The sequence below is a fragment of the Kurthia populi genome (assembly GCF_042686175.1).
Classification (GTDB): domain Bacteria; phylum Bacillota; class Bacilli; order Bacillales_A; family Planococcaceae; genus Kurthia; species Kurthia populi.
Map to the genome: position 1 here is coordinate 19,341 of NZ_JBHUOR010000044.1, position 21,447 is coordinate 40,787.

Genomic DNA, 21,447 nt, shown 5'->3' on the forward strand with positions numbered 1-21,447 from the left:
CTGCATCATGATAATATTTATAGGAAAGGATGTGTATTTATAATGATCGAACGCTTTATTGAATTAGGACAAGGTTATGGCGATCTGTATGAAATGTTAGAAATTATGAAAACAAATCAAGAGCGCATTCACAATACCTTCGTCTTCGTTTCCGAAAAAGACGGCAAAAAAGTAGCATCATTTGCGGTTGCAATGAAACCAGTTGGTGACAGCAAATTTATGCCAATCTATATTTGTCGCGAAGGAATCCCTTACAATGCTGAAAAAACATCACAGCGCTATGACCTTTTCAAAGAAGGCATTGAAGCTGCTAATAAAATATTGATCACATTAGAAGTTAAACACTCTTCTGCCTATGTAGAAACAACACTTTATTATCAATATTTAATCGGGTTGCTACGTCTGTACCATTACATTCCAAACCTAGGTTAATTTTTTGCTACATGCATTCGTATAGAAAATAAAACCGCGCTTTTGGCGCGGTTTTTATTTTATCCCGGTCTAAATCCTTCCATTAAGGATAAAAGGATTATACGCGCAGTTGCATTTTATAGACTAAAAAGCCTATTTGCATTATTATCGACAGCTAGCCGTCTTTTTTTATCATTTTTATAATAATTTATAAACCAGCTTTATAATCATATTCTTTTGCTTTATCTGGTTTTGCGTTTTCATACTCTGTTTTTACAAATGGACGGAAAGATGGCACTATTTTTTTAACGAATGGTAAGCGTGTTAATTTATTCGTAACAGCCTCAATATTGTCCATATCACAATAAAGCACAACATATTTTTGACGACGTGATATGTAATGTACGTGTCCGTAACGTCGTAAAGACTTCGCTTGTTTTAAATGATGTACATAAACGATTAGCCCTTGTCTCTCTCTCACGAAAATCCCCTCATTTCTAATTCAAAGCATACCATAGCGTGAATTTTCTCCGCAACCTGCGAAGGCTGACAGGAGTCCTATCTTTCGAGTATAATGAACAAAAGTAGTCTGCAAACTTGGAGGAGGATTTATTTATGGGTAAAAAAACAAAAATCGCCGTAGCAATCGCAGCAGCAGGTGCCGCCGCTTGGGCAAGTACAAAAGCTATCGCCACACCACAACGTCGTGACAGTAAAACAGCACTTGAATATGATCGTCCAATTGTATTAGCACATCGCGGGGGCTCTCATTTAGCACCTGAGCAAACGATGGCTGCCTTTAAAAATGCCGCAGCACTTGGCGTAGATGGTTTTGAAATCGATATTCGCTTAACGAAAGATGAAGAAATCGTCGTTTTTCACGATGAATATGTAGACCGTACAAGTGAAGGTAGTGGCCGTATTGCAGACATGACCCTTGCACAACTGCAAGAGCTTAACTTCGGCCATCAATTCGTTGATTTAGAAGGACAATTCGCTTATCGTGACACGCCAGAGCGTATCGTCACATTAAAAGAATTATTTACTGCATTCCCATCACTATTTATCAATATCGATATGAAAGATGCACCTGATACATATGAAGGTGGTCTGATGCCGTCAAAACTATGGCGCTTATTAGAAGAATGTGATGCAAAGGAACGTGTTGTTATTACAAGCTTCCATGATGAACAAATTGACCGCTTCAATTTATATGCACAAAACAGCGTAGCACTTGGCGCTGGTAAAAACGAAGTGACAAAAGCTTATACAGCATTCACAAGTCAATTCAAGCATCTATACAATCCTAAAGTCGATGTCTTCCAAATCCCACGTAATTTTGGTAACGTCATCGCGCTTGATACAAAGAGTTTTATTCATTTCTTAGACCAATTAAATATACCAGCACATTACTGGACAATTAATGATCCACTTGAAATGAAAGAATTAATTAATCGCGGCGCACGTGGTATCGTAACAGACCGTCCCGATATTGCGATGCAAATTATTAACGAAGCCTAAAACGCATAATTTTCTATTAATAAAAAGCCTCTTCAAAGACAAAATTCTTTGAAGAGGCTTTTCTTTTACACAATAGTCATATGTGTTGCATCTGTTAAATGACTTTTTGCTTGCTCGATTAAGTTCGTTAGCACGAGCCCATCGCGCTTTTTAAAGCAAATTGCGCTAGCGACAATACGGACAGACATTTGCATTAAAATTTGCTGCACCTGCGTTACTAATTGTTGATTCATTGCGGCATCACCTGATACTACACCACAAAATAAATCTTTTTCATAACGTGCGAATAACCCACCGTGTGCTACAAAAATATCACTCACACGTTTCGCTAATGTTTTTAGTACATCATCACCCGCTAAATGACCATGTGCCTCTTTATATCGTTCAAATGCTACAATATTTATATAACAAAATAAATGTTGCTCGCCTTTTAAATAGCCATAATAGGAGCGCTCAAAATATTTTCGATTATGTATTTTCGTCAACGGATCTATCGACGTACGATAATCTATATGAAGACTATTTAAGCGTTCATTTTGAATTAAGTGAGATTTCCATGCATGCTTCTGTGATTTTTCAAGTACGTCAATATACATTGCTTGCGTCATAATAATTTGTTCAAAATCATCATTTGCCTTATAAATTTTAATTAATTCCTTTAAAATTTCAATACTATTGACCGTAAACGTATGTTGCAAAGAAATATCTCGCGCTTCTAATAAGATTGCTAATTGGTCTTCTAGACGGTGTTGTTTTTTACGAACCTTACTTAATGTAAACATTAAATTTAATTTTGAAATCAGACGCGTTGCGGGTAAAATCTCAAAGCCTTGTTGAATAACTTTTTCGCATTCTTCTAAACGATTTTGATGTTCTAAAATCATCGCGTAATTGATTGTCGGTGATATATATTCTGTTACTGCTGTTGTCACGCCAGTTGAAAATTCTTCTTTCAATAATTGTTGCGTTTCAAGTGCGTACTCTTCTGCTTTTTCAAAATGACCTTGCATAATATTAAAGGCCGTCAAGTTGTTCAATATTTTACGTAATAACGGCTTGTCATTTTCTTGTCGCACTAAAGGTAATGCTTCGTAAAGAAATGTTCCAGCATACTCTTTATCCGTTGTCTCATCCCAATAAATGAACGATAAATTTAGGAAATTAATATAATCTGCTTTTGAGCCATATTCATCTACTAATTTTTTTAATGGGGCAAGCTTTTCGATGGCAATATCGACATGGCCAAGTTGATAATAGCATTCCGAGATGTGACGCATAATGAGCATGATTTCTTCAAACAGTTGAAGCTCCAAACCGATATCAATAACCGGCTCACATAGTTCTAAATATTCAATATATTTAGCCTCAGCCATTAGTGCATCCAATGTTCGGACGAGTTCTTTGAATTCCTCTTTGTCCATAATTCTCCACCTAATTTATCCTTATTTCCTATTTATTTTATCAAACTAACCCGGTAGTGGCAATAAATGCCTTCTTATAAAAAGAAAAAGATTATCGACATTTTTCTCATAAAAAAAAGAGAAGTTACTCAAATGTTTAACTTCTCCTTCTTTTTATTAAGCACTACATGAACAGCTACCACCGCTGCCACAGCCACCTGTTGAGCAACCTGATTCTTTTGCGAAAAACGGATTGCTGACTGGTACTTTCACCGATTCCGAAACCGTTTTGGCAATAATCAACGTCACTTCATCCACTAAATCTTGGTAACTATTTTCAGCAATACGAAGTGTTCCTATGCGGTCATCCATATCTAATTCACGCTTCATCCGGCGAATATCTTTCATAACTGTTTGATAGTCTGGATGATATTTGCCAAAGCGTTGCACTTCCTCATACTGCTCTTTCATGTGATTGAATGCGTCAATCTGTGCTACAAGCGCTGCGTCACTATAGACGGCTTTATGTGCACGCTGTACTTCCTCGTAGGCTTCTGACTGGCGCAACATCGAGCTTAAATCATCGACTTCATCAAGGATCATCGCCCATTCAGATGTCATCATCATACGCATTCCCTCCTAGCTTGTTTATCATAGCAAATCTTACTCAGAATCGCTCGCAGATTTGCTCGATTCAATAAAAATTTGTACATAATTTTTTGCATATGTTCCTGTACCAAGTACCGTAAAGGCTTCATCTAGCATTGTCGTACGGTGCTTATCTGAATTCATAAAACTATGAATCGCTTCCGGTGCATCGACATAATCCTCTGCTGCATTTTCAGCAGCACCGTCAAATTCGATACCTGCATTTTTTAAATTTTGTTTAAGCCCTACATCCTCTTCGCCATCACCACGTGCAAAAAGACTACTTTGACTAGCCGCAAGCGTATTCACCTGCTCATCAAATGTGAGCGTCGGTAACCCATGATGTGTTCTAAAAATATTCGTAAGCTCTGCTAGTTGCAGCGCATTTTCTTCATTGATTTTTTGTTGTACAAATGATGATGGCGTTTTTGGCTCTAACATATCGCCAACATATGTCATATCATACGGTTGCATTTTCACAAGCGTTTTGCCATCTAAATAGCGGACCGCCTCAAGCTCTCCTTCAATACCATCAAAGAAGAGCTGTGCATAGACACCATCATACATCACGAGTAGACGCGTATATAAATCGGCTTCACTCAGCATAAATGTGTACGTGCTATCGTCAATTTTCACATGCACCTCAGTATCTGTAATTGTATTACGATATAAATCTTCAATCGTTTGACCGACTTCAAATGGGGCCGCATCCACTTGTTCACCCGTTAAAAACACTTGCACAACTTTCTCTTTTTCAACCCCAACTAATAAATACTGCTGGTCTTTTTGATTGTACACCCACCATTTAAAGCCATATGCAGAGGGTGCCTTACGGTCGGGCTTACCGTATTTCTCTTCAAACTCACTGACCTTTTTTCCGACATATGTTGAAAACCCTGTTTTCGGACGAGGCATCACATCATTATTCGTCTGCGGTGCCGTCTGCTCAGGATACGTTTTATTCGGTGACTTCAATACTTCATTTTCTTTTACTGGCGTATTCGTATAAAAAAATACGACGAGTAAAATCGCAAATACAAATAAAATTTTATACAATGCTTTCAAATCATTTCTCTCCATCATCTATAGTACTTTTCATTATAGCTCAAGACGAAAAAAATCCAAAACGCTTGATACGCTTTGGATTTTTTATTATGGATTTAGAATCGCTTTAAATACAGACGTTGTTACGCCGCCCTCGTAAAATACATAAAGTAATAAGTAAACAATGACCCCTGTAATCGCTGTGAAGAACCAAATGATACTTGTTACAGGACCGATTTTACGGTGTTTTTTGTAGTTTTCCTTAAAGCCAAGCCACAATGTGACAAGGCCAAATACCCCACCAGATGTTGCTAAAATGATATGGAATACAAGGAATGTTGTATAGTATTTTTTCAATTCATCTGGGCCACCAAACGCTGTATTGCCAATGAAAATTGTACGTGATGCATAAATAATAAAGAATGTTAGTGCTGCGATAGCACCTGCGATCATTACTTTTTTATGTGCTTCAATTTTACGTTGTTTAATTAAAATCCAACCAATTGCAATCAATACTGCACTTAGCACGATAAAGAAAGTACTAATCGTCGGTAAAATAGGTAAATTCATGCGTTCGAACTCCTTATCTATTAATAGAACTGTCGATTAATTCTTCCCCATTATAACAATACTCCCTAGAAAATGGCATGGATAAATCGTGAACAAAAAAACGAGGACAGCCATTTAGGCCTGCCCTCGATTTAGAAACGGCTAATCTTCCATTTCAATTAGTAAATCACCTGTTGAAATCGCATCGCCTGCTGCTACGTAAATTTCTTTAATCGTACCATCTTTTGGCGCCTGAACCGTCGTTTCCATTTTCATCGCTTCTGTAATTAGTAAATGCTCCCCGCGTTTTACTGGGCTGCCTTTTGACACAACTACTTTTAGAACAGTCCCTGGCATCGTCGCCCCGATTTGATTGGCATCTGTCGGGTCTGTTTTACGCTTCGCATCACCTGATACTTCCACCGTTAAATCTTGTACTGTAATTTCACGAGGCTGACCGTTCAGCTCAAAGTACACGACACGCGTACCATTATGCTGTGGCTCACCAATCGCCACTAATTTAATAATTAATGTTTTCCCTTTTTCAATCACAACTTCGATTTCTTCGCCTAGACGTAAACCATGTAAAAACGTCGGCGTGTCAAGTACAGAGACATTTTCAAATAAATCAAATGTCTTCATATATTCTTCAAATACTTTCGGATATAACACATGAGCAAGTGCATCCTGCGTCGTCATCATGCGGTCGTATTTTTTGCTTAATTCATTACGACGTGCCTCGATATCAATATCTTCTAGTAATTCACCTGGGCGCACTGTAATCGCTTCACGATCTTTTAAGACAACTTTTTGAAGTTCTTTCGGGAAACCACCATATGGCTGACCTAAATAGCCTTGGAAGAACTCAATCACAGAATCCGGGAAGCTTAATGTTTCCCCGCGCGTAATCACTGTTTGCTCATCCAAATCATTTTGTACCATGAATAGCGCCATATCTCCAACAACTTTTGATGAAGGCGTTACTTTGATGATGTCACCAAATAGCATGTTGACGCGTGAATACATCGTTTTCACTTCTTCCCAGCGGTCTCCAAGACCTACACCTTTTGCCTGCTGTTGAAGATTTGAATACTGGCCACCTGGCATCTCATGCACATAAATTTCTGAATGTGGACTATTCATGCCACTTTCGAAATCTTTATAGTATTTACGAATATCTTCCCAGTAGTATGAAATTTTTTCGACACCATCAATATCCATACGAAGATTACGCTCACTGCCTTTTAATGCGTAGTATAAGCTGTTCGCACTCGGTTGAGAAGTTAAGCCTGACATCGAGCCGACAGCCGTATCGATAATATCGACACCCGCTTCAATGGCCTTCGCATATAAGTAAATCCCATTGCCACTCGTATCATGCGTATGCAAGTGAATTGGAAGGTCTGTCGCCTCTTTTAATTCACTTACAAGCGCATAGGCTGCATTCGGTTTTAAAAGACCCGCCATATCTTTAATCGCGATAATATTGGCACCAGCATTTTCTAATTCCTTCGCCATTTTCTTGTAGTATGCTAGCGTATATTTTGAACGGCTATCATCTAAAATATCACCTGCATAGCATAGCGTTGCCTCTGCGACTTTTCCTGCATCACGCGCCGCATCAATCGCTACTTGCATCCCTGGTAACCAGTTTAGGCTATCAAAAATACGGAACACATCAATGCCCTCTTTTGCTGCCTCACGAACGAACTCTTTAATGACGCTATCTGGGTAGTTCGTGTAACCGACTGCATTGGCACCGCGTAGAAGCATTTGGAATAATGTATTAGGAATCAACTGACGTAGGAAGCGTAGACGCTGCCACGGGTCCTCTTTTAAGAAGCGATACGCCACGTCAAACGTTGCGCCACCCCACATTTCAAGTGAGAAGAAATCGCCCCCCATAATTTTCGCTGTGGCGTCTGCAATCTCGTACATATCATGTGAACGAACACGCGTCGCAAGTAGTGATTGATGGGCATCACGCATTGTCGTATCCGTTAATAGCACATCGTCTTGCTCGGTAATCCATTTCGCTAAACCTTCTGGGCCACGTTCATCTAAAATTTGCTTCGTACCCGCCGGAATTGACTGATACACTTTTAAATTCGGCTTATGTGGCTTCGGATAAATCGGCTTCGTTTGTGATTCGATACCTGGGAAGCCGTTTACCGTTACGTTACCAATATAGCTCAGTAATTTCGTACCACGGTCACGCGGCACACGGAATTTTAATAGCTCTGGATTGGCATCGATAAAGCTCGTATTAAAGTCACCACTAATGAAGTCCTTATGACGCACGACATTTTCAAGGAATGGAATATTCGTTTTCACACCACGAATACGGAATTCCTGTAAGTTACGATCCATTTTTTGAGCCGATTCCTCAAATGTATTGCCCCACGTACATAACTTCACAAGCAATGAATCATAGTGCGGCGAAATGACCGCACCCTGGAAGCCATTACCGGCATCCAAACGTACCCCAAAGCCACCACTTGAACGATAGACACTTAACCGGCCGGTATCAGGCATGAAATCATTTGCCGGGTCTTCCGTCGTAATACGTGATTGAATCGCAAAGCCATCTAATGGAATATTTTCCTGTAATGGAATATTTGTTATCTCATCATGTAAGGTATGACCTGCTGCGATATTAATTTGTGCGTGCACAATATCAATACCAGTCACCATCTCGGTAATTGTATGCTCTACTTGCACACGTGGATTTACTTCAATAAAGTAAAACGCATCGTCTGCTACTAAAAACTCGACCGTACCAGCATTAACGTATGCAACATTTTTCATTAATTTTACGGCAGCATCACAAATGCGACCACGTAGCTCTGCTGATAATGCATTTGATGGCGCAATTTCAACGACCTTTTGGTGACGACGTTGAATCGAGCAATCACGCTCATAAAGATGCACAAGATTCCCTTGTGTATCCCCTAAAATTTGCACCTCAATATGCTTTGGTTTATCAACGAATTTTTCAACGTACACTTCATCAGAACCGAACGCAGCTTTTGCTTCTGACTTCGCACGTTCATATGCTGACTGCACTTCCTCTGCATTATGTACTACTCGCATCCCACGACCGCCGCCACCAAGTGCTGCTTTGATCATCAATGGATAGCCGTGCGTTTCCCCAAACGCCTTCACTTCATCAAGTGAATCGACTGGCCCGTCCGTTCCTGGAATGACTGGAATATTCGCTAAAATAGCCTGTTCGCGTGCTTTTACCTTATCACCGAACATATCTAAATGCTGTGGCTTAGGACCAATAAAAATAATGCCCTCTTCCTCACAACGCTTCGCAAATTCCAAATTTTCTGATAAAAAACCGTAGCCAGGGTGAATAGCATCTGCCCCTGACTCTTTTGCAATACGCAAAATATCTTCTATATCTAAATAAGCATCAATCGGCTTCTTCCCGTCCCCAACGAGATAAGCTTCATCTGCTTTATAGCGGTGATAAGAACCGCTATCTTCACGTGAATAAATCGCAACAGTGTGTATCTTCATTTCTGTACATGCACGGAACACGCGGATTGCAATCTCTCCGCGGTTCGCTACTAAAATTTTGTTTATTGACATAAACAAATTCCCCCTAAGCTTGTCGTTTTAAATGCTTGGATTTTACATTTTTTGAAATATTGGCGACAACACCTAACGCAATCGATAACAGTAGAATCGATGTCCCACCATAACTAATGAATGGAATCGGCACCCCTGTTAACGGGATCAGCCCTGCAAGTCCGCCAATATTGACGAATGTTTGAAGGCCAATCCATGTTGCCACACCTGTGCAAATCATACGAGCCATACTGTCTGAAGAACGAATACCAATGATTAAAATACGTGCGATTAAAAAGAATAACCCACCTAGGACAATCATGACGCCAATAATCCCAAGCTCTTCTGCAATAATCGGTACGATGAAATCCGTTTGGGGCTCTGGCAAATACCCGAGCTTTTGAACGGAATTCCCAAGACCTACACCTTTTAGACCACCTGCACCAATGGCATAATAACCGTTAACGATTTGATAGCCGTAGTTTTGCTCATCCTCAAACGGATTTAAAAATGCAGAAATACGACCAATACGCTTCCCACTGACAAATAGTTCTGGGAATTTTAATACCATTACGACAAAAATCGCCCCTAGTGCAAATAACGGTGCCGCAATGCGGAAAAAAGTCTTTGGTCGAATACCACTCGTTACGACAACAGACAATGCGATACAAAGTACCATCATCCCATTACCAAAATCAGGCTCGCCTAAAATAAGAATAACTGCGGCCCCTAACGCAAGAAACGGTGGTAAATAGCCTGCGGTGAAGCTATTTAATAATTTCTGTTCTTCTTTACGCTTTAAAATTCCGGCAAAGTAAATGATAAAGGCAAGCTTTGCAACTTCCGATGGTTGAACATTCATAAAGCCTAAACTAATCCAACTTTTTGCTCCCGAGTTCCCTGGCGCAACCCCAATAACTTTTACAAGAAGTAAAAGCGCAAATGTAACGAATAAAATAATCGTGTACCACTTCTTCTTCTTATAATGCTGATAAGGAATCGCCGTCACAACAAAAAATGCTGCAAAAGCAATCAATAGATTAATTAGTTGACGCACAAAATAATAATTTGGTGCTGCATGAAGCTTTTCAACTGCCCAAACCATGCTCGCACTATAAATCATAACAAGTCCAAACAAACATAGCAAAGTATATGTAACAAATAATGGATAATCGAAATTTTTAAAGATATTTTTTACCATTTTTTTCATTTTACCAACCCTCACTGACCAATTAAGCAAAAAAACTCAAACAAAGTGTTTGAGTTTTTCGTCTTATTTCTTCGTGAACGCATCATGTAACGCCGATAATTCTTTCTCTAATGAATCAAGAATTTCACGGCCTTTTTCGCGCTCTAAAAGACCCAATTTAACAGCAAAATCGATTTCTCGAGATAAGCCGAACATTTGAGTATCTAAAACTTCCTCGTACAATGGACACTGTGGCATTGTTAAGTTTTCCATTTGTACTCGAATAAGTTGTGCAATTTTATCCGCATCGGCAATTAGGAGTTCTAATGCCTTCTCCTGATACGAACTTTGAGATTTTGTATCCATGAGGACGCCCCCATTACCTGATATTTCTTATCGTTCTATCATATAGATTTTAGCTTTTACAATGGAAAAATGCAAGCATCTACTAGCAAATTTACGATTCAATCAAAATCTTTCCTCAACAATTAGAAAAAAGGTTATACTGTTAGGTGGAACATTATGTCAAGGAGGCAACAACAATGGACACTATTATCCAAATTACAGGAAACGTCAATTTTGCGATTACACTCGATGCCAGCACATGGATTTTCGACGACCGTAAACTTGATTTAAACACATACTTTACAGCAGAACATATCGAGGTTGATCCCGATGAAAAATATGTGAAAGAAGCGAGCAAATTCTGGTCTCGCGAAATCATGGAAGGCGCCGTATTCCCTCCAACACTACAAACAGAAAAAAAATATTCGCACAAAGAAATGCGTACAGGTACTTTTGCAATGCCAGTAAGCTTATTCTTAAAAAATGCAGAGCCAAAAGCAGCAGCTTCTCAAGTCGCTTTTATCGATGTACAAGGTACTGAATACGTTTATTCATTAGATGAAGCGAATACATTGCTATTCAAATTTAGCCAAGATGGTAGCATGCTTGAAAATGGTCCTGTATACATCTTAGACGCCGATGGTAAAAACGAGCCAATTCAAGGAATCGTTCGCATCGACGTACGTTAGGAGGAAGTTACATGCGCGTACAATGCGTTATTTGTGATGAAATCCATGAAATTCCGGACTTTTCACCGGAAGCAAAAAAGTTACGCAATCGCCCAATTCATACCTATATGTGTGATGAGTGCTACGAGCGCGTAACGGAAAAAACATTAAAACGCCTTGAAACAGATAATTTTGAATTCCGCCGTGGGAATCATAGCGTCGAAGAGGAGTTTTAATGCATAAAGAGGCTGTGACACACGTGTAACAACACCCTCTTATATGAGCATAAGAAAAAACGGAATCGCGCGGTGGCGCGGTTCCGTTTTTTCGTTGCGAACGCTAAAAAAGGACAATAAAGTATTTTGTTCCATCCTCGTTTTTATGCAACAAAAAAGGTCTAGCAATTGCTAGACCCCTTTTTAACACGACAAATTATTTATCTGACGCGCGGTGTTTTTTAGAAACTTTTTCACGTTCGTTTTTGTTTAAGATTTGTTTACGTAAACGAATAGATTCAGGAGTTACTTCTAAGTACTCATCTTCATCTAAGAATTCTAACGCTTCTTCAAGAGTTAGGATTTTTGGCGCTTTGATAACGTTTGTTTGGTCTTTGTTAGAAGAACGAACATTCGTTTTAGCTTTCATTTTCGTAATGTTTACAGTGATATCATTATCACGAGTATTTTGACCAACAATCATACCTTCGTAAATTTCAGCACCTGGTTCTAAGAATAGAGTACCACGGTCTTCAATTTGCATCATACCGTAAGTAGTAGCTTTACCTGTTTCCATAGAAACTAAAGCACCATTACGACGGCCACCTACACGACCAGCTACTGCTGGTTTGTAAGAGTCGAATGTGTGGTTGATGATACCGAAACCTTTAGTTAGAGACATGAATTCAGTTGTGTAACCGATTAAGCCACGAGCAGGTACCATGAAGATTAAACGAACTTGACCAGTACCATCGTTGATCATATCAACCATTTCACCTTTACGTTCGTTTAATGATTCAATGATTGAACCTAGTGAATCTTCAGGAACGTCAATTTGAACGCGTTCTACTGGTTCACATTTCACGCCGTCGATTTCACGGATGATAACTTTTGGTTTAGAAACTTGTAGTTCGTAACCTTCACGACGCATGTTTTCAACTAAGATTGAAAGGTGAAGTTCCCCACGACCAGATACAGTCCATGCATCTGGAGAATCAGTTGGATCTACACGTAAAGATACGTCCGTTTGTAATTGTGCAGTTAAGCGTTCTTCAATTTTACGAGAAGTAACCCATTTACCTTCGCGACCTGCGAATGGAGAGTTATTTACTAAGAATGTCATTTGAAGAGTTGGTTCGTCAATACGCATTGGTGGTAGTGGATCTACGTGGTCTTGTGGACACACAGTTTCACCAACGTTGATTTCTTCCATACCTGAAACGGCGATTAAATCACCAGATACAGCTTCTTGAATTTCTTCACGTTTTAAACCGAAGAAACCGAAGATTTTTGTTACACGGAAGTTTTTCGTTGTGCCATCTAATTTAGAAAGTGTTACCGATTGACCAACAGAGATTTTACCGCGGAATACACGGCCAATACCGATACGGCCTAAGAAGTCATTATAATCAAGTAATGCTACTTGGAATTGTAATGGTTCGTCGCGAGTATCTTCTGGTGCTGGAATATGTTCGATAATTTTTTCGAATAAGCATTTCATGTTTTCTTCTTGGTTCGCTGGGTTTGGATCAAGAGATGCAGTACCGTTTACGCCTGAAGCGTATACTACTGGGAAGTCTAATTGATCTTCGTCTGCGCCAAGTTCGATTAATAAGTCTAACACTTCATCAACTACTTCTTCTGGACGAGCTGAATCTTTATCGACTTTGTTTACTACTACGATTGGTGTTAAGCCTTGTTCTAAAGCTTTTTTCAGTACGAAACGAGTTTGAGGCATACAACCTTCATATGCATCGACAACTAGTAATACGCCATCAACCATTTTTAAGATACGTTCTACTTCACCACCGAAATCGGCGTGTCCAGGTGTATCAAGGATGTTGATTTTTGTATCGCCATAGTGTACAGCAGTATTTTTAGCTAAGATTGTAATACCACGTTCACGTTCGATATCATTAGAGTCCATTGCGCGTTCTTCAACATGTTCGTTTGAACGGAATGTACCTGATTGTTTTAATAATTGGTCGACTAAAGTTGTTTTACCATGGTCGACGTGGGCAATAATTGCAATGTTTCTTAAATCTTCACGTAAGTTAGTCATTGTTCCACTCCACTTTTTTTATTTCGAGTCCATAACTGTGTTATTATAGCACAATTCATCTTATTTGGCGATTTTTTATGGCTCGTATCAATTTTTTTGTAAATTATAATTCGAAAACCTTGCGAAAAAACGTATTTCGTTTCACAATAAAGGAAGAATCCACAATTGGAGGTTTCACTAATAATGAATAAAGCAAAATTAGTTATGATGGTCCTAGCACTTGCAGGTGTTCTTTCTATGTGTTCAATTGGCGTCGCAGTTGCAGAGAAAAGCGTTTTCGGCGTTATCCTAGGCATCGTGCTTGTAATCGCAGTGTTCGGATATGCATTTAGCTTAAAACGCAAATTCCGTGAACGCGGTCTACTATAATCTTTTAAAAAGATGCACATTCAAGCGAATGTGCATTTTTTTAATACATTATAGGTCGCCAACATTTTTCACAAGTTTTATAGTAGCACTGACAAGCCTTTTTATACAATAGAGTTGCTCAATTTTTTACAAAAAAATATAAAAGACAGCGCTGGTAATACTTACCAAACACGCTGTCTTTCCTTTATTTTAGCGTAATGTAATCGCCTACAAGTTCTTTATGAATGCTTGGATTTGCAACAATAAATGTATCCTGATTTAAAAGGTTTACGGCATTCAAATCGAGTGTTGATGAAACGGCACCGACCTCCTGCGCAATAATAATGCCCGCTGCAATGTCCCAAGGTGATAAGCGAAAAGATAGATAGGCATCCATTCTCCCTGTTGCCACTGCAACGATTTCAAGCGTTGCTGAGCCAAGGGAACGCGTGCCACGTAATGTATGAATTAGCTTAATAATTCCTTCATGCTCAACGCTTGGATTTGGTGTCGCCCATACAGCATTAATACCAACAATGGCTTCATTTAATGGCAAGGCTTCAAGGGGGCTTAGACGCTGCCCGTTCATGTATGCACCTTGTCCTTTTAGTGCAAAATAAAGCTCATCCGCTACAACATCATATATGTATCCTGCCTGTCCGACACCATCGACATAAATCGCAATCGAAATCGCAAAGTTACGACGTTGACGTACAAAATTCATCGTGCCATCAATCGGGTCAACCATCCAGACAACCCCTTCAAGCGATGAAATCTCTTCCTCTGCCATCCCTTCTTCACCTAAAATACGGAAAGATTCATCATACGCATGAATTTTTTTAACGATAAATGCTTCTGTTTCTTTATCAATATTCGTTACTAAATCATTGGCATCTGATTTCGTTTCGATGTACATCGTTTCAAAAAACGACTTACGAATTCGTTCCCCTGCCTCTTTAATGATTGTTAACGTATAGTCGTGCAAGGCCTGTCTATCCATCAACGCCACCCCTTCTCACTTTTTTCTTAGTATAACAAAAAAACACCCGCTACTCACTTCGTTAGCTAGGTGTCTTATAGGTCAATTTTCAGACGAGTTCTAAGCCAGCGCATGCAGGGCCTCCAATTCTGAGTGGATTTCACTCAAGCGTGCCTTACTAGCCGCTATTTTTTGCTCGTCGTGGTCATTCATCGCATCAAATAACGTCGCTAATTCATAGTCTAACTCGAGCTTTAAGCCATTCACATATTTACGTTCATAATCCGTTTTACGTACAATATTCATAACTTGTTTCATCTTGATCATCTCCTTATTAATAGGCGGTCATCAAGAACTTTTTTAAGTTTTGCATGTTCTAAACGTTGCTAAGCTCTTGTACAAGAAATTTTCCCACATTTACTCTAAAATAAACATATAATTATTTTTGAAGGAGTTTTTTTATGACAACTGTTCAATGGACAACAAAAGATTTTGACGTTTTTACAATCGATGGTTTAGAACCTCGAATGGAAGCATTAATCGAGCAAGTTCGCCCAAAATTTAATGAGCTGGGTGAGGAATTCTCACATTATTTCACCGTCGAGCTTGGCGAAGAATTTTTTGCGCATGTCGCAAAGCACGCACGTCGTACAGTCAACCCACCGCATGATAGCTGGGTGGCATTTGCGCCAAATAAACGCGGCTATAAAGCGATGCCTCATTTCCAAATTGGTTTATTTGAAAGCCATCTATTCATCAACTTAGCTGTGATTTACGAGGCACCACAAAAAGATGCTATGGCTGCACGTCTTTTAGCGAAGCCAGAACTTTTTGATGCATTACCAGAGAATTTCTACGTTGCCGGTGATCATATGTCTCCTGTGACGCAAAATATTAGTGAAGCCATCGCAAATGGCGATGTAGAAAAATTATTAACACGTCTACAAAATGTGAAAAAAGGTGAATTCATCGTTGGGCGCACATTATCACGTGAGGAAACCGTCGCATTATTACCAAAAGCATTTCATCAAGTCGTAGAAGATACATTCAATGCTCTACTACCAATTTATAAAACCATGTTAAATCGTTAATAAATTATAAGCCGTAACACATTCTATTTTTCAATGTGTCACGGCTTTTTCATTTTTAAAAATACGTCATTCGCCCAAGAAGCGTCTTTTAGATACGACATATTTTTGAATATGTGTCATCTGTAAGACAGAAGCCTTAGTCAGTTATTAATTATGTATGCCCAAGTTCATTTTTCAAAAATGATTACTAAAACATGAACTGATTTTTATAAAACTTTAGTAAGCCTTATGTTCAAAAATGAACAAAAAATGCCCCTTAGCGATTCATTTTGAACGATTTGACGATACACTGCTTTTTTTATCTTTCTCGCTGCCAGCTTCTTATTTCAAGCCGGAAAAATGATGAATCGGGTGAAAAATCGACCTCTAACGGTTAGTTTTCACCCATTTTTTTAGAATTGCTATGCAAAAGTATCGTATTTTTTTAAGATTTCTTTGCTAACTATTTGTCACGACGTCCTATCGAGCGCAAAAAAATGAAATTCAGTCAGCCTATTCACTTAGTGTTGTCGCTTAATGAAAAATATGTCGTATCCAAAACACGCTTTCTGGCATAATCAGCGATTTCTAATAACATAAAAAAATTCGACGTCGCATCAAAAAATGATGGGCGTCGAATTTTTTTTGTCGTTATTTACGTTTATTACCTTTTGGTTCGCCTTTAATAATCGCTTTTGCTGGTGCCTCTTTTGCTTTTTTCACAATTGTATAAGCGGTATAGCCACTATCTTTTTCAAATTCGCGGCAATATGTTTTTTCTTCAGACATTGCCGGTACAATTTCTTTGAAGCGACGATACGTTGCAAGAACGACCTCGCGCTTTACGCCCGTTTCGTATGCTTTTTCAATTGCTTGGAAAAAAGCGATGACGTCGACGATTTCTTGTGATGACCATTCGAGTGAAAATGGATATGAATATTCCATAAAGTTCCCTACCTTTTTTAACGTTGTACTGCTATTGTACACGTTAAAATAGCAACCAAGCAACAAACGGACAAAGAACCGCACCTAAAATGGCACTCAGCGTCATCGATACCGAGCCAATCGAGAGCGTTTGCTCACCATATTCTGTCAGCTTACTCACCCCAATGCCATGCGAGGCACTCCCCATCGATACACCGCGACTAACAGGTGTATCAATGTTAAACAGTCGGTAACAAAGTGGGCCACAAATCGCGCCTACAATGCCGGCCACAATAACGAAAAATACCGTAAACTGTGGAATGCCACCAATCATCGCACTAATTTGTAGTGCCACTGGTGATGTAATGGATTTTGGTAAATAGCTAAGCATTACCGCATCTTCTAATTTCATAATCCATGCCATGAGTAGCACTGTCAGCATCCCAGCTAGCATTGCAACGCCTACACAACTTAAAATGATTTTTCGATTTTTCATAATCGTATCCCACTGTGTATATAGTGGATAAGCCATCGCGACAACAGCTGGCCCGAGCAGCCAATTAATAAACTTGCCGCCTTCCATATACGTATCATACGGAATATGTGCAAGTGCGAGCACAACAATTAATACAATCGTCGATGTTAAAATCGGAAATAAAAATGAAATACCTGAACGCTTGTAGAGCCACGTCATCAACATAAAAATACCAACTGTCAGTGCAATAAAACTAATCGCGACCATGTGCATTCCCCTCCATTTTCCGTGCAAGCTTACCGGTTAATACGAGCGTAATAAGCGTACTAATGGTCACAATCACAATGAGAATGACACCGTAGCCAGATAACAGCTCTGGATAATTCATAATACCAACTGTTGCCGGGATAAAGAGTAATGTCAAAATCGGCAGTAAAAAGCCCGCGCCCTCTTTGACAAATTTTACGGGCATAATGCCACTTAGTAAGCACCCTAACAATAAAAGTAAGCCAATGATGCTCCCAGGTAACGGGATATGTAGCCACTCGACGAGTACCGTACCAATCCAACAAAATGCATACAGTACAAAAATTTGAATGATGATTTTTAAATATTTCATTTTCCCACCACCTTTTCCAACAATTGTATAATCAAACGATTGCACTCGTCAAAGGAAAATGAATAACATCTCATTTCAACGTAAAAAAAGAGGCTAGGATTTCCCTAACCTCTTTTTTAGAAATTAAATATCTTTGTTTTCGTGTGCACGATCTTTTTTCAGTAATTTAGATAGCAGTTCGTAAACAAGTGGTACGACGATTAATGTTAAGACCGTCGAACTAATTAAACCACCGATTACCGTAATCCCCATCCCTTTTGAAATAAGACCAGCGCCCTCGCCACCAATTGCTAGTGGCACTAATGCAGCAATCGTTGCAATGGCTGTCATCAGAATCGGACGTAGACGTGTCGCACCCGCTTCAAGAATCGCTTCTCGTAGTGATAAACCGTCATGTTCCATATGGATAATACGGTCGACCAGCACGATGGCGTTCGTGACAACGATACCGACGAGCATCAGTACCCCGATTAATGAAGATACACTGATTGTTTCACCAGCAATCCATAATGCGACAAGCGCACCGATTACAGTGAATGGTAATGAGAATAAAATCGAGAATGGTGCAAGACCTTCACCAAATGTTACAACAAGTACAAAGTAAACAATCGCAATCGCTGCCGCAATCGCAAGACCAAGTTGAGAGAATGTGCTTGCGATGTCTTCTGTGACACCACCAGCATCAATTGTCACACCGTTTGGTACATCGATTTTATCGATTTCTTTTTGTACAACTGAGCCAACGCCCGTAATATCTTTATCCGTTACAGTAGCTGTTACTGTCGCGTAATATTTACCGCCGCTACGTGTGATTTCTGTTTGCGTTTTGTCTTTTTTAACATCGACTACTTCGCTTAGTTTCACTTTTTCACCAGTTGGTGTTGTAATTTTTTCAGCTAATACTTTTTCAAATGTATCAGGACTTGTTGCCGCTGTTTTCAATTGAACATCGATTGTTTTACCGTCTTCTTTAATCGTTGTTAGTGTCGTTGCCTGCACATTTGGATTGATTGCCATTGCGATTTGGCCGGTAGTTAAACCAAGCTCATTGGCACGTTTTTGATTTACGACTAATGTTTTTTCATCATACTCTTCAGATAATGACGATTTCACATCTTTTAAATCGTTATTTTTTTTCATCACTGCTTCCATGTCTTTAATGACTGGGCGCATGTCCTCGATTGTATTACCGTGGACAGAGTATGATAATTCACTATTTGATGAGCCCGTGAAGTTTTGTTCTTTCCATTCACCCGGTACATCAATTGCTTGGATTTTCTTCACTAATGCCGTTTTCTTATCCGCAAAGTTTTCTGTGTCTGGGTCGTAAATGATGTATACTAAACCACCATTACCGCCGCCACCCATCATTGGGTTTGAGCCACCAATTGATGTTTGAATGGTCTCTACATCTGGTGCGTCTTTAATAATTTTTTCAGCTTTATCAATGTCTTTAATGACTTGATCGCGCGTTTGACCAGGTTCTGGTGTATACGTCACATAAGCCATTTTTTGTTCATCATCTGGTAGGAAGCTAAAGCCAACAAGTGGTGCTAGAAATAAGCTACCGACTAATAATGCAATGGCACCAATTGATGTTACCCATTTATGGTCTAAAATCCATTTTAAAGCACGTTTGTAGCCACGTGCCATTTTGCCATGCTCTTCTTTTTTATGCGCACGTTCAGCAGGCTCTTTATATAGTTCCTTTTTGAATAGTGAATGCGCAAGTACAGGAACGACGGTAATCGCTACAAGTAATGATGCGAATAACGCAAAGCCCATTGTAAGTGCGAATGGTAAGAATAATTCGCCGACCATACCGCCTACTAAACCGATTGGTAAGAATACCGCTACCGTTACGATTGTTGACGCTAGAATTGGGCGGAACATTTCAAGTGTTGCCGAACGGATTAATGCACGACCACTTAATTTTTCATCTTTTGAATACAGACGACGATAAATATTTTCGACGACGACAATTGAGTCATCAATAACCCGACCGATGGCAACGGTCATTGCACCAAGCGTCATCATATTTAGCGTAATATCCATCTCTTTTAAGAAGATAACCGCGATTAATAATGACAATGGAATCGAGATAATCGAAATAATTGTTGAACGGATGTTACGCAGGAATAGCATAATAATAACTACGGCTGCTAATGCCCCAAATAACGCTTTTTCAAGCATTGTGTTCACTGATTTTTCAATTGGGTCCCCTTGGTCTAAGGTAACGTCGATTTTGACATCTGGATTTTCTTTTTCAAATGCTTTTGCTGCGTCTTTCACTTCTTGCACAACATCAACTGTGTTAGCATCTTGTGCTTTTACGACTTGAACAGCAATCGCATCTTTCCCGTTTGTACGTGAAACCGACTCTACTTCACCGACTAATTCCATTTTCGCAATGTCTTTTAGTTTTACAGTAGATGGTTTTGCTGCCTCAGCTTGAGCCGCTGCAGCTGCTGCCGCTTGTACTTCCGCACCAGCCGCTTGTTGCGCTTGACCTTGAGAAGCCGCTTGTGCTGCGCCAGCTTGTGTAGAAGCTGCGCTTTGCTGTACAGGGATTTCTAAGTTTTTCAATTTCTTTAATGTTGTCATTTTACCGTCGACAACAACTGATTGCTCTGAATCTTTAAATTCAAACATACCTAGTGGCGCTGTCGTATCCATCGCTTGGATAAATTGCTTCACAGAATCCTCTGTTAAGCCATTCGCCGCTAATTTTTTGTCATCAAACTCAAGCTCTACTTTCTTCACTTGTTGACCTGATAATGACACCGAAGAAACGCCATCTAATTGTTCCATTTTTGGCTGTAAATAATCTTCTGCTGTTTTTGTTAATTCGGTAATATCTTGATCTGTTGAGGACACACTAAGTGCCACAACGGGGAATGCATTTAATGATAAACGGTCAATCGTTGGACTTTCCGCTGTCTCAGGCAGTTCGACCTTTTCTAATGCTTCCTTGATGTTTTGGCGCGCCTCTTTCATATCCGTACTGTAGTCGAATTCTACTTGGATATTCGACATATTTGAATAAGAAGTAGACTGAACTGTTTTCACGCCTTCTAAGTTTGCTACAGCTTTTTCATAGGGGGTCGATATATCTTCCTCCACTTGTTCTGGAGTAGCACCCGGATAAACTGTCGCTACCGAAATAATCGGTACCGAAATATCCGGAATCGATTCACTCTTCATATTTAGACCTGAATAAACGCCTGCACATGCTAGAATAATTGTCATGAGCCATACTGCTAGCTTATTTTTCAGGACAAATTTGACAAAGCCATTCAAAGTAAAACACCGCCTCTTTCACATAATTGACTAAGCGGTCATCATTCATTATAATAATGACCAACTAGTCATTACTTTAATAGTAATGACCGTATAGTCAA

General features: G+C 39.5%; 21 protein-coding genes. 6 read left to right on the forward strand and 15 right to left on the reverse strand.

The window, feature by feature from the left end; genetic code table 11:
• The first annotated feature begins 42 nt into the window (after positions 1-42).
• A complete protein-coding gene (locus ACFSY7_RS09340) occupies positions 43-432 on the forward strand; it encodes a DUF7147 family protein (RefSeq protein ID WP_020189354.1) in 390 nt (129 codons plus the stop codon).
• 187 nt (positions 433-619) lie between these two features.
• Here ACFSY7_RS09340 and ACFSY7_RS09345 read toward each other — a convergent pair whose 3' ends face one another.
• Positions 620-892 carry a YlbG family protein gene (locus ACFSY7_RS09345; RefSeq protein ID WP_020189353.1) on the reverse strand — a complete coding sequence of 91 codons (273 nt, stop codon included), beginning with the start codon at positions 890-892 and terminating at the stop codon, positions 620-622.
• A gap of 134 nt (positions 893-1,026) precedes the next feature.
• Between ACFSY7_RS09345 and ACFSY7_RS09350 the strand changes: the two genes are divergently transcribed.
• Positions 1,027-1,932: a glycerophosphodiester phosphodiesterase gene (locus ACFSY7_RS09350; RefSeq protein ID WP_126990810.1), complete on the forward strand. Its 906-nt coding sequence runs from the start codon at positions 1,027-1,029 to the stop codon at positions 1,930-1,932.
• A gap of 65 nt (positions 1,933-1,997) precedes the next feature.
• Here the strand turns inward: ACFSY7_RS09350 and ACFSY7_RS09355 are convergent, their stop codons facing one another.
• The 7 genes from ACFSY7_RS09355 to ACFSY7_RS09385 form a co-directional block, all read right to left on the reverse strand.
• On the reverse strand, positions 1,998-3,353 hold the full coding sequence (locus tag ACFSY7_RS09355) for a diguanylate cyclase domain-containing protein (protein ID WP_380147676.1): 1,356 nt from the start codon (positions 3,351-3,353) through the stop codon (positions 1,998-2,000).
• A gap of 156 nt (positions 3,354-3,509) precedes the next feature.
• Positions 3,510-3,959 carry a YlbF family regulator gene (locus ACFSY7_RS09360; protein ID WP_020189350.1) on the reverse strand — a complete coding sequence of 150 codons (450 nt, stop codon included), beginning with the start codon at positions 3,957-3,959 and terminating at the stop codon, positions 3,510-3,512.
• 36 nt (positions 3,960-3,995) lie between these two features.
• Positions 3,996-5,063: a CAP domain-containing protein gene (locus ACFSY7_RS09365; RefSeq protein WP_380147677.1), complete on the reverse strand. Its 1,068-nt coding sequence runs from the start codon at positions 5,061-5,063 to the stop codon at positions 3,996-3,998.
• Between the two features lie 69 nt (positions 5,064-5,132).
• Complete coding sequence (locus ACFSY7_RS09370; protein ID WP_020189348.1) at positions 5,133-5,594, reverse strand: DUF420 domain-containing protein; 462 nt, start codon at positions 5,592-5,594, stop codon at positions 5,133-5,135.
• Positions 5,595-5,735: 141 nt separating this feature from the next.
• The gene (pyc, locus tag ACFSY7_RS09375; protein WP_380147678.1) at positions 5,736-9,173 is read right to left on the reverse strand and encodes a pyruvate carboxylase; all 3,438 of its coding nucleotides are present in this window, start codon (positions 9,171-9,173) and stop codon (positions 5,736-5,738) included.
• 13 nt (positions 9,174-9,186) lie between these two features.
• Positions 9,187-10,362, reverse strand: a complete 1,176-nt coding sequence (gene ftsW / locus ACFSY7_RS09380) for a putative lipid II flippase FtsW (protein ID WP_020189346.1) — start codon at positions 10,360-10,362, stop codon at positions 9,187-9,189.
• Between the two features lie 63 nt (positions 10,363-10,425).
• Positions 10,426-10,707 carry a YlaN family protein gene (locus tag ACFSY7_RS09385; protein ID WP_010286615.1) on the reverse strand — a complete coding sequence of 94 codons (282 nt, stop codon included), beginning with the start codon at positions 10,705-10,707 and terminating at the stop codon, positions 10,426-10,428.
• 176 nt (positions 10,708-10,883) lie between these two features.
• Between ACFSY7_RS09385 and ACFSY7_RS09390 the strand changes: the two genes are divergently transcribed.
• Positions 10,884-11,375, forward strand: a complete 492-nt coding sequence (locus ACFSY7_RS09390) for a hypothetical protein (protein WP_020189345.1) — start codon at positions 10,884-10,886, stop codon at positions 11,373-11,375.
• A gap of 11 nt (positions 11,376-11,386) precedes the next feature.
• A complete protein-coding gene (locus ACFSY7_RS09395) occupies positions 11,387-11,590 on the forward strand; it encodes a YlaI family protein (RefSeq protein WP_380147679.1) in 204 nt (67 codons plus the stop codon).
• 196 nt (positions 11,591-11,786) lie between these two features.
• Here the strand turns inward: ACFSY7_RS09395 and typA are convergent, their stop codons facing one another.
• On the reverse strand, positions 11,787-13,631 hold the full coding sequence (typA, locus tag ACFSY7_RS09400) for a translational GTPase TypA (RefSeq protein WP_380147680.1): 1,845 nt from the start codon (positions 13,629-13,631) through the stop codon (positions 11,787-11,789).
• A 183-nt stretch (positions 13,632-13,814) separates the two neighbouring features.
• Here typA and ACFSY7_RS09405 point away from each other — a divergent pair, with 183 nt between their 5' ends.
• A complete protein-coding gene (locus ACFSY7_RS09405; RefSeq protein WP_380147681.1) occupies positions 13,815-14,000 on the forward strand; it encodes a YlaF family protein in 186 nt (61 codons plus the stop codon).
• 184 nt (positions 14,001-14,184) lie between these two features.
• Here the strand turns inward: ACFSY7_RS09405 and ACFSY7_RS09410 are convergent, their stop codons facing one another.
• On the reverse strand, positions 14,185-14,979 hold the full coding sequence (locus ACFSY7_RS09410) for an inositol monophosphatase family protein (protein WP_380147720.1): 795 nt from the start codon (positions 14,977-14,979) through the stop codon (positions 14,185-14,187).
• A 99-nt stretch (positions 14,980-15,078) separates the two neighbouring features.
• Positions 15,079-15,276, reverse strand: coding sequence for a hypothetical protein (locus ACFSY7_RS09415; protein ID WP_020189340.1), 198 nt, complete (start codon positions 15,274-15,276; stop codon positions 15,079-15,081).
• Positions 15,277-15,419: 143 nt separating this feature from the next.
• Here ACFSY7_RS09415 and ACFSY7_RS09420 point away from each other — a divergent pair, with 143 nt between their 5' ends.
• A complete protein-coding gene (locus ACFSY7_RS09420) occupies positions 15,420-16,049 on the forward strand; it encodes a YktB family protein (RefSeq protein WP_126990816.1) in 630 nt (209 codons plus the stop codon).
• A 630-nt stretch (positions 16,050-16,679) separates the two neighbouring features.
• On the opposite strand, the gene ACFSY7_RS09425 is transcribed toward ACFSY7_RS09420, so the two are convergent.
• The 4 genes from ACFSY7_RS09425 to ACFSY7_RS09440 all read right to left on the reverse strand — a co-directional run bounded on the left by ACFSY7_RS09425 (position 16,680) and on the right by ACFSY7_RS09440 (position 21,346).
• Positions 16,680-16,973 (reverse strand): UPF0223 family protein, encoded by a 294-nt coding sequence (locus tag ACFSY7_RS09425; protein WP_020189338.1) that lies wholly within the window; start codon positions 16,971-16,973, stop codon positions 16,680-16,682.
• A gap of 43 nt (positions 16,974-17,016) precedes the next feature.
• Positions 17,017-17,694 (reverse strand): LrgB family protein, encoded by a 678-nt coding sequence (locus ACFSY7_RS09430; RefSeq protein ID WP_020189337.1) that lies wholly within the window; start codon positions 17,692-17,694, stop codon positions 17,017-17,019.
• Positions 17,681-18,046, reverse strand: a complete 366-nt coding sequence (locus tag ACFSY7_RS09435) for a CidA/LrgA family protein (protein WP_380147682.1) — start codon at positions 18,044-18,046, stop codon at positions 17,681-17,683. Before ACFSY7_RS09435 ends, ACFSY7_RS09430 begins: the two co-directional genes overlap by 14 nt.
• Positions 18,047-18,169: 123 nt before the next feature.
• Positions 18,170-21,346: an efflux RND transporter permease subunit gene (locus ACFSY7_RS09440; RefSeq protein WP_380147683.1), complete on the reverse strand. Its 3,177-nt coding sequence runs from the start codon at positions 21,344-21,346 to the stop codon at positions 18,170-18,172.
• Between the last annotated feature and the right edge of the window lie 101 nt (positions 21,347-21,447).